The 8,754-nt window shown below is 70.0% G+C and carries 13 protein-coding genes; 7 read left to right on the forward strand and 6 right to left on the reverse strand.

What is annotated here, in order from left to right; translation table 11 throughout:
* Positions 1-164 precede the first annotated feature (164 nt).
* From P409_RS18480 to P409_RS18490, 3 genes are read left to right on the forward strand one after another with little or no spacing between them, the layout of a single operon-like run.
* Positions 165-929 (forward strand): DUF899 domain-containing protein, encoded by a 765-nt coding sequence (locus P409_RS18480; protein WP_034841037.1) that lies wholly within the window; start codon positions 165-167, stop codon positions 927-929.
* Positions 922-1,161, forward strand: coding sequence for a hypothetical protein (locus P409_RS18485; protein WP_034841040.1), 240 nt, complete (start codon positions 922-924; stop codon positions 1,159-1,161). Before P409_RS18480 ends, P409_RS18485 begins: the two co-directional genes overlap by 8 nt.
* Complete coding sequence (locus tag P409_RS18490; RefSeq protein ID WP_034841044.1) at positions 1,158-1,574, forward strand: GFA family protein; 417 nt, start codon at positions 1,158-1,160, stop codon at positions 1,572-1,574. The genes P409_RS18485 and P409_RS18490 overlap by 4 nt, the downstream gene beginning before the upstream one ends.
* A 64-nt stretch (positions 1,575-1,638) precedes the next feature.
* On the opposite strand, the gene P409_RS18495 is transcribed toward P409_RS18490, so the two are convergent.
* Genes P409_RS18495 through P409_RS18505 form a run of 3 tightly spaced genes read right to left on the reverse strand, consistent with a single transcriptional unit; the run spans position 1,639 to position 3,935 of the window.
* Positions 1,639-2,046: a VOC family protein gene (locus P409_RS18495; protein ID WP_034841047.1), complete on the reverse strand. Its 408-nt coding sequence runs from the start codon at positions 2,044-2,046 to the stop codon at positions 1,639-1,641.
* Positions 2,047-2,073: 27 nt separating this feature from the next.
* Positions 2,074-3,012 carry a phosphotransferase family protein gene (locus P409_RS18500; protein WP_034841052.1) on the reverse strand — a complete coding sequence of 313 codons (939 nt, stop codon included), beginning with the start codon at positions 3,010-3,012 and terminating at the stop codon, positions 2,074-2,076.
* Between the two features lie 8 nt (positions 3,013-3,020).
* On the reverse strand, positions 3,021-3,935 hold the full coding sequence (locus P409_RS18505) for a LysR family transcriptional regulator (protein WP_034841055.1): 915 nt from the start codon (positions 3,933-3,935) through the stop codon (positions 3,021-3,023).
* Positions 3,936-4,030: 95 nt separating this feature from the next.
* Here P409_RS18505 and P409_RS18510 point away from each other — a divergent pair, with 95 nt between their 5' ends.
* The gene (locus tag P409_RS18510; protein ID WP_034841060.1) at positions 4,031-4,891 is read left to right on the forward strand and encodes an aldo/keto reductase family oxidoreductase; all 861 of its coding nucleotides are present in this window, start codon (positions 4,031-4,033) and stop codon (positions 4,889-4,891) included.
* A 3-nt stretch (positions 4,892-4,894) separates the two neighbouring features.
* Here the strand turns inward: P409_RS18510 and P409_RS18515 are convergent, their stop codons facing one another.
* Positions 4,895-5,758, reverse strand: a complete 864-nt coding sequence (locus tag P409_RS18515; protein WP_034841063.1) for a LysR substrate-binding domain-containing protein — start codon at positions 5,756-5,758, stop codon at positions 4,895-4,897.
* Positions 5,759-5,843: 85 nt separating this feature from the next.
* On the opposite strand from P409_RS18515, the gene P409_RS18520 reads away from it, so the two are divergent.
* Together P409_RS18520 and P409_RS18525 are read left to right on the forward strand one after the other, a co-directional pair.
* The gene (locus P409_RS18520) at positions 5,844-6,815 is read left to right on the forward strand and encodes a quinone oxidoreductase family protein (RefSeq protein WP_202964717.1); all 972 of its coding nucleotides are present in this window, start codon (positions 5,844-5,846) and stop codon (positions 6,813-6,815) included.
* A 214-nt stretch (positions 6,816-7,029) separates the two neighbouring features.
* Positions 7,030-7,605 (forward strand): 2'-5' RNA ligase family protein, encoded by a 576-nt coding sequence (locus P409_RS18525; RefSeq protein ID WP_052120902.1) that lies wholly within the window; start codon positions 7,030-7,032, stop codon positions 7,603-7,605.
* Positions 7,606-7,655: 50 nt separating this feature from the next.
* Here the strand turns inward: P409_RS18525 and P409_RS18530 are convergent, their stop codons facing one another.
* Both P409_RS18530 and P409_RS18535 read right to left on the reverse strand, forming a co-directional pair.
* On the reverse strand, positions 7,656-8,105 hold the full coding sequence (locus tag P409_RS18530) for an SRPBCC family protein (protein ID WP_034841069.1): 450 nt from the start codon (positions 8,103-8,105) through the stop codon (positions 7,656-7,658).
* 39 nt (positions 8,106-8,144) lie between these two features.
* Positions 8,145-8,477, reverse strand: coding sequence for an ArsR/SmtB family transcription factor (locus P409_RS18535; RefSeq protein WP_034841072.1), 333 nt, complete (start codon positions 8,475-8,477; stop codon positions 8,145-8,147).
* A 95-nt stretch (positions 8,478-8,572) separates the two neighbouring features.
* Here P409_RS18535 and P409_RS18540 point away from each other — a divergent pair.
* Positions 8,573-8,754: hypothetical protein (locus P409_RS18540; RefSeq protein WP_034841075.1), on the forward strand; the 182-nt coding region annotated here is incomplete at its 3' end.

The raw sequence follows: 8,754 nt of genomic DNA on the forward strand, positions 1-8,754 counted from the left end.
GGATCGCCCGTCGCCAGCGCCCGCGCCGCCGCCGTGATCAGAGAGTCCATCGGATTCCCGTCACACTTGTCACTCCCCGCCTTTCGCCCGCCGGCACAACTCTACCGCATCACGACCACGCGTCGGCCCGCAACCGGGGCGACGACATTCGAAGGAGAGACGGCATGACCCATCACCGGACCGGAACCCGCGAGGAATGGCTGGCGGCGCGGCGCGCGCTGCTGGCGGCGGAGAAGGATCTCACGCGGCAGAGCGACGAGCTCGCACAGCAGCGGCAGGCGCTGCCCTGGGTCCGCATCGACAAGGACTACCGCTTCGAGACCGAGGACGGCGCCGCCTCGCTGCGGGACCTGTTCCGGGGGCGGTCGCAGTTGATCGTCTACCACTTCATGTTCGGGGCCGACTGGGCGGCGGGCTGCCCGTCCTGCTCGATGATCGCGGACAGCTTCAATGGCTTCGCGGTGCATCTGGCCCAGCACGACGTGATGCTGTGGGCGGTGTCACTGGCGCCGCTGCCGAAGCTGCAGGCCTACAAGCGGCGGATGGGCTGGAGCTTCCCCTGGGCGTCCTCGGCCGGCGGCGACTTCAACTTCGACTTCAACGTCGCCTTCACCGAGGCGCAGCAATGCGGCGGCACCATCGAGTACAACTTCCGCCGCGGCGGCCACGCCATGGACCTGGACCCGCCGCCGGAGCCGATCGTCGAGTTCGCCACCACCTGCGGCACCGACGCGCCGAGCTACAACCGTGACCGGCCCGGCATGAGCGCCTTTGCGCTGCAGGACGGCGCCGTGCACCACACCTACTCGGCCTATGCCCGCGGGCTGGACAGCCTGTGGGCGGCGTATCAGTGGCTCGACCGCGCGCCCCGGGGGCGAAACGAGACCGGCATCTGGTGGCGCCGCCACGACGAGTACGGCCATGACTGACCGGCCGCTGGCGCGCCGCCCCCTCGACGCGGCCGGCTGGCTGCACCTGGCGGCGGCGCCGGTCTTCGCCGCCATGGCGCTGGCGACGGTCCTGTCGGGCGGCGAGGCGGATGTCCTGTGTTCGGCCGCCGGAATGTCGCCGCTGGGCGGAATGGCGCCGATGTACCTGCTGATGAGCGTCTTCCACGCGGCGCCCTGGCTGAGGCTGATCGCGAGAGGAGCAAAGGAATGAGCGAATCCTGGACCGGCGGCTGCGCCTGCGGCGCCATCCGCTACGAGATCGCCGGCGAGCCGCTGGCGATGAACGACTGCCAGTGCCGCGACTGCCAGCGCCGCAGCGGCACCGGCCACGGCTCCTACCTGGCCTTCCCGAGCAAGAGCGTGACCCGGCTGAGGGGCGAGGCCGGGCGCTGGGACGTCGCCGCCGACAACGGCAAGATGAAGAGCCATGCCTTCTGCCCGGCCTGCGGCACCCCGGTGTCCCTGACCTTCCCGGCGATGCCCGACATCTTCATCGTGCATGCCGGCAGCCTGGACGACCCGGCCCGCTACCGGCCGCAGGCGGTGACCTACCGCATCCGCGGCCATGCCTGGGACCGCATCGACGAGAACTTGCCCCAGTTCGAGAGGATGCCGCCGGTGTGAGCGAGCAGCGGAAAGGGCGCCCGGAGCGATCCGGGCGCCCTTCGCGTCGAAGCGGGGAGGGACGTCAGCCGGCGACGGCGGCCGGGTCCATCCACATGACCTCCCAGACATAGCCGTCCGGGTCCTCGACGCTGCGGCCATACATGAAGCCGTGGTCCTGCTTCGGGTTCGGATCGGCCCGGCCGCCGGCCGCGACCGCCTTGGCCACGGTCGCGTCCACCGCGTCGCGGCTGTCGACGCTGAGCGCGATCAGCGCCTGGCTCTCGCGCCGGGCATCGCCGATCGGCCGCTGGGTGAACTGGCGGTAGCGGTCATGGGTCAGCAGCATCACACCGATCGCGTCGGAGAACATCACCGCATTGGCCTGGTCGTCGGAGAATTGCGGGTTCACCGTGCCACCCAGCGCGACATAGAAGGCGGCGGAGGCCGGCAGGTCGCGCACCGGCAGGTTCACGAAGATCATCTTGGGCATCGTTTCCTCCGTCATTGCAGCGGCGGTCTAGCGTGCCATATCGCGAAGGTCACGGAGAAGGCCGCCAGGACCGTTCTCGGCCGCGGCGTCTTGGCCGAGCCCCGTCAGCCAGCACCACATGCTCGCCCGATGGAACAGCGTGTAGAGCCACAGCGCCCGCTCCGGCTCCGGATGATCGACCGGCCCATAGCCGTCGAGCAACGGCTGGCGGCTCCGCGGGTCTTCGTGTGCCGAACAGAACAGGGCCTTCGCCAGGTCGAACAGGCTGTCCGCGGCGCGGGCGTTGCCGAAATCGATCAGGCCGCTCAGCCGGAGGCGCCCGTCAGGGCCGCGAAGCGCCAGCACATTGCCCTGATGAACATCGTCGTGGCAGAGCACCGGGCCCGAGCCTTCGCCGAGAAGGTCGAAGTTCCTCCCGGCGAGCCGTTCCAGGCGGCGCCCGAGATCGGCGTCCCCGCCGAGATCGCGGAACCGGCGAAACACATCCGCGAAAGCTCCGGCCATATAGGCCGCATTGGTGGCTCGCGGAGTCTCGATGCCCTGTCCGACGATATAGCCGTAGCCCGGCATCGGCATCGCATGCAGGCGCCGGAGGAGTTCGCCCACCTGCCGGTAGGCGTCCTCGATGCCGGGGTTACGGAGATGGCGGCGCAGCGATCGGCCGGGCAGGCGGGTCATGAGGGCGAAGCGGAGCGGCAGGATCTCGCGGGACTCGTCCACGCGCAGCCAATGCGGAACCGGCGGCGTCAGCTCTGTGAGCCAGCCGGCCACCAGCGCCTCCTTCGCCGGCCGCCATGCCGGCTTGTCTGGATAGATCTTGAGGACCAGCGCCAAGTTGCCCGCGCCGGCCAGGTCGATCCGGTAGACATCCGTGCTGCCGCCGTCCAGGCGGCCGAACCCCTCCGCCCGCAAGGCGGGATCAAGGCTGCGGACGACCCGCTGCACCGTGTCCAGATCGAGGGCCAAGGCCGTTCCTATCCTGATCGGGTATCCGTCGATGCAGTCTGCCTGATGAAGTCGACGAAGGCGCGTAGCGGGGCCGGGACGTGGCGGCGGCCGGGATAGTACAGGAACGGGCCCGGGAAGCTCTCCCACCACGGCTCCAGGACCGGCTGCAGCGCGCCGCTGTCGAGATGCGGGCGCAGCATGGCCTCGAACAGGTGGACGATGCCGACGCCGGCGACGGCCAGGCCGACCGCCAACTCGATCGCCGCGCCGGGCCGGACCAGCAGCGGCCCGGGCGGGTCGACGCGGATGGTCTCGCCGTCGCGCTCGAAATCCCAGGTCGGCATGGCGCCGCCGGCGAACTGTCCGCGCAGGCAGGCATGGGACAGCAGGTCGCGCGGATGCTCCGGCCGGCCGCGAGCGGCAAGATAGGCCGGAGCCGCCGCGGTGGCGAAGCGCTGGATGCGCGGACCGATCGGCACCGCGATCATGTCCTGCTCCAGTCGCTCGCCGTAGCGGATGCCGGCATCGCAGCCGGCGGCGAAGACATCGACGAAGCTGTCCTCGACCACCACTTCCAGCCGGATATCGGGATAGGTCTTCAGGAACCCGGCCGCGATCGGCGGCAGCACGATGCGGGCGGCGCTGGACGGCATATTGAGGCGCAGCGTGCCGGACGGCCGGTCGCGGAAGGCGTTCAGCACGTCCAGCGCCGCCTCCATCTCGCCCAGCGCCGGGGCCAGCCGTTCGATCAGCCTCTGGCCGGCCTCGGTCGGGGTGACGCTGCGGGTGGTGCGGTTCAGCAGGCGCAGGCCCAGCCGCGCCTCCAGCCGCCCGACGGCGACGCTGAGGCCGGAGGGAGAGACGCCGCCGATCCGGGCCGCATCGCGGAAGCCGCCGGCCCGGGCGACGGAAACGAAGGCGGCGAGGTCGTTCAGGTCCATTGTTCACGGCTTTCAACAGCCCGTGCAGATTAGGGTGAATTATCAAACGGAACAATCGCGGTCATATCGGGCCTGTCCTCTCAAGGAGACCCGCCATGACCAAGACATCCTTTCCGCTCGCCGGCCGCGCCGTGAACCGCATGGGCTACGGCGCCATGCAGCTGGCCGGCCCCGGTGTGTTCGGCCCGCCGAAGGACCGCGCCGCCGCCATCGCCGTGCTGCGCGAGGCGGTGGAATCCGGCGTCGACCATATCGACACCAGCGACTTCTACGGCCCGCACGTCACCAACCAGATCATCCGCGAGGCGCTGCACCCCTATGCCGATGGCCTGACGATCGTCACCAAGCTCGGCGCCGTCCGCGGCGATGACGGCTCCTGGATCCCGGCGCAGGAATCGGCCGATCTCGAGCGCGGCGCGCAGGACAATCTGCGCAATCTCGGCCTCGACGTGTTGGAGATCACCAATCTCCGGATCATGGGCTCCATCCACAGCCCCAGCGAAGGCTCGATCGAACCGCAGGTGACGGCAATGGCCGAGCTGCAGCGCCGTGGGCTGGTCCGCCATGTCGGCCTGAGCAACGTCACCTCGGCCCAGCTGGCCGAGGCGCGGCGCATCACGCCGATCGTCTGCGTCCAGAATCAGTACAACCTGGTGCAGCGCGAGGATGAGGCGCTGGTCGACGAGCTGGCGGGGCAGGGAATCGCCTATGTGCCGTTCTTCCCGCTGGGCGGCTTCACGCCGATCCAGTCCACGGCCCTGTCGCGGATCGCCGAGGGGCTGGGCGCGACGCCGCGGCAGGTGGCGCTGGCCTGGCTGCTGCACCGCGCGCCGCACATCCTGCTGATCCCCGGCACCTCCTCGCCCGCCCATCTGCGCGAGAACCTGAAGGCGGCAGAGCTGGTGCTTTCGGATGAGACCATGGCCGAGCTCGACGCCATCGGCCGGGCCGGGTAGCGGTTAGGGCCGCGACGCCGCCGGCAGCTCTTCGCGCAGCACGGCGACCGCGGCCTCCACCACCGGCGGCCGCCGGTCGCGGGCGAACAGGCCGTATTGCGCGGCCAGCGGGCCCGGCACCCCGGCCTTCAGCAGTTTCATCGAGCCAGGCCGGATGGAATCGGGCGGCAGCACCCCGACGCCCAGCCCGTTCTCCACCGCCGCCTGCAGCGCCGTGACGCTCTGGCTGGTGAAGGTGACGCGATGCTCCCGCCCGGCCTCGGCCAGCGCCTCCAGCATGCGGCGGCGCCACAGACAGGGCGCGGCGAAGGCCACCAGGTCGAGCGGCCGGTCGGGATCCGGGGTGAGATCGGGGGCGCAGACCCATTGCAGCTCGACCGTCCAGGCGACCAGCGCGTCGGCCGCCACCACCGAGGTCGGGCCCAGCATGAGGTCCAGCCCGTCCTCGCTCCACAGCCTGCCCAGCGCGACGGCATGCTCGACCACCACATCCAGGCGGATGTCGGGATAGGCGCGGTGCAGCCGGCCCAGCGCCGCCGGCAGCGTGGTCGTCGCCACCTCCTCGCACAGGCCGATGCGGACGCTGCCGCGGAGCTCCTTCTGCCGCAGCCGGGCCGCGGCCTCGTCGCCCAGCGCCAGCATGCGGGTGGCATAGCCCAGGAAGATCTCGCCCTCCGCGGTCGGCACCACGCCGCGCCCGGTGCGCTGGAACAGGTGCCGCTCCAGCAGCCCCTCCAGCCGCCGCATCTGCATGCTCAGCGCCGACTGGGTGCGGCCGGTCTGGGCCGCGACCTTGCTCAGGCTGCCCTGCCGGCACACCGCGACATAGGTGCGGAGGAGGTCGAGGCCGATCTGCTCGGATATCATCTTCGCTGAACTCTGATGTTGCCGATATCAGGCTACAGCGAAGGCACGCCCCATGCCATCTCCCGGGCATCCGCAACGCAGCGAGATGCCCATGAAAGCGATCCGCGTTCACCGCCATGGCGGCCCCGAGGTTCTGAGTTATGAGGAGGTCGGCATCGGCCGACCAGGCCCGGGCGAGGTCCTGGTCCGCAACCGGGCCATCGGCCTCAACTTCGTCGACGCCTATTTCCGCGCCGGCGCCTACGCGCCGCCGGGCCTGCCCTTCATTCCCGGCAATGAAGGCGCCGGCGAGGTGCTGGAGGTGGGCCAGGACGTGATCGGCTTCGCGCCGGGCGACCGCGTCGCCTATGTCGAGACCCTCGGCTCCTATGCCGAGCAGCGCATCGTGCCGGTGCATTTCCTGGTGCGGCTGCCCGACAGCATCGATGTCGAGACCGGCGCCGCGATGATGCTGAAGGGGCTGACGGCGCAGTATCTGCTGCGCAGGACCTTCAGGGTCGGCCCCGGCCACACCATCCTGATGCATGCGGCGGCGGGTGGCGTCGGGCTGATCCTGACGCAATGGGCGAAGCATCTCGGCGCCACCGTGATCGGCACGGTCGGCTCGCCGGAGAAGGCCGCGCTGGCCCGTGAGGCCGGCGCCGATCACGTGATCGGCTACGAGGATTTTGCCGGGCGTGTGCGCGAGATCACGGGCGGGCAGGGGGCCGATGTGGTCTATGACGGCGTCGGCCGGGTGACCTTCGAGGGGTCGCTGGACAGCCTGCGGCCCTTCGGCACCTTCGTCGCCTTCGGTTCGGCCTCGGGCCCGATCCCGCCCTTCGACATCACCCTGCTGATGCGGAAGGGCTCGCTCTTCGCCACTTGGCAGTTGCTGTTCGAGCATCTGAAGCGGCGCGAGGACGTGCTGGCGATGAGCCGGGAACTGTTCGACGTGATCGCGAGCGGCGCTGTGACGGTGCCGGTCCATGCCCGCTTGCCGCTGGCCGAGGCCGCCGAGGCGCATCGCCGGCTGGAAGCGCGCGAGACGACCGGCGCGACGGTGCTGCTGCCGTAGGGACTACTGCCTGTTCCTCACCGTCATTGCGAGGAGGCGAAGCCGACGAAGCAATCCAGGGGCCGGTGCGTGCCGGCCCCTGGATTGCTTCGCTGCGCTCGCAATGACGGTGCTGGATTCCAAGGGCTTGTGAATGTTCTTGTTGTGTTCTAATTTACTTCCGGCATCGATAACGAAAGGAAGCGGAAGGCGAGCTCACTCCAGGAGGCTGGATGTGCAGCACGTCTTCGATTTTCTGGGCCCTCCGCCGAACCGGGATCGGCTGTTCTTCTGCGTGATGCCGGACGACATCGCCAGCGGTCGGGTGATGCGGTTCGGCGACCACCTCTTCCTCCAGCATCGCCTGGATGGATCACGGCTGCGGCGGGACCGCCTGCACATGTCGTTGCACCATGTCGGCGACTATCCGCACCTGCCGAGCAAGGCGGTCTATGCGGCGCGCCTGGCTGCGAAGGCCGTGATGTCGGCACCGTTCGACATCTGGCTCCGCGCCGTCCAGAGCTTCGAGCCCGCGCCGCACAGGCAGAACCGGCGACCGCTGGTTCTGCTCGGCGACGGCGGCGAGGCCCTGATGATGCTGTTCCGCACTCTCGGCGCGGCCATGCTCCGGAACGGCTTGAAAGCGGCGGCCACGTTCACGCCGCACGTGACTCTGTCCTATGGCCCGCAGCCGGTGCCGGTGCAGCCGATCGAGCCGATCCGCTTTCAGGCGAGGGACTTCGTCCTGATCCGCAGCCGGCTTGGCCTCACCCAGTACGAGGTGATCGACCGCTGGCCACTGGGCACCTGATGCTCCATCCGGCACCCGGGACCATGAACTGCCCCAGGCGCCGGCCCCGTTCAGCCCGGCCGGGACTCCAGCACCACCGAGCCGGTCTCCAGCAGTGACTTCAGGTTCGACAGGATCAGCGGCCAGCCGCCGGACACGGCCTCGATCAGCTTCGAGCCCTCGCGATCCATGCTGTGGGTGACGGTCAGCTTGACCGCCTCGCCGGCCGGCTCGATGTCCATGACGCAGCGGGACCAGCCCTCTTCCTTCAGTTCCGGCCGGAACTCGTTGCGCCAGCGCACCGCCAGGCGCCGCGGCGGGTTGAACTCCAGCACCTCGCCGGTGTCGCCGACCCGGCCGTCCGGGAGGATCAGCCTCCAGGCGCCGCCGACGCGCCACTCCGCCTCCTGATGGACGCCCAGCCAGAAGCGGGGCGTGAACTCCGGGTCGGTCAGCGCCTGCCACAGCGCCTTCGGCGTGGTGCGGATGAAGGTGACGTAGACGAAGGTGCTTCCGGCCATGGTGTCGCTCCTTGTTGTGTCGGTTGTTCCGGGCCAGCGTCAGGCGTCGCCGCCCGGCCGTTCCAGCCGCTGCTTGAGCGCCGACAGCGCGTCCAGCGCCGGCTGCTCGAACTTGCGGATCCAGCGCTCCGCGATCGCGGCGATCGGCACCGGGTTGATGAAGTGCAGCTTCTCCCGGCCCTGCCGCGTCCAGGAGACGAGGTTCGCATCCTCCAGGATCGCCAGGTGCTTGGTCACCGCCTGCCGCGTCATCGCCAGCCCGCGGCAGAGCTCGCCCAGGGTCTGGCCGCTCTCGGCATGCAGCCGGTCCAGGAGCTCCCGGCGGCTGGCATCCGCCAGGGACCGGAACACGGCGTCGTCGGCGCTCTGCATTGCTCTAATATGCAACCTTTTGGTTGCATGTCAAGTTCCGGAACCGGGATCGCCGGGATGCGGTTAGGATCGAGAGCCGGAGAGGAGGCGTCGCCATGGCCCGTCCCCGCTACGCGATCGTCGAGGCGCCCTCGGTGCTGGGGCTGTTCCCGAAGGGTGTCGAACGGCTGCCCGAGGCGCTGCTCGGGGCCGGTCTGGCCGACCGGCTCGGCGCGCGCCGGGCCGGGCGGGTCGAGCCGCCGGCCTATGATCCGCGGCGCGACCCCGCGACCGGGCT

It is taken from the genome of Inquilinus limosus MP06 (assembly GCF_000767795.1).
Taxonomy (GTDB): Bacteria; Pseudomonadota; Alphaproteobacteria; order DSM-16000; family Inquilinaceae; genus Inquilinus; species Inquilinus limosus_E.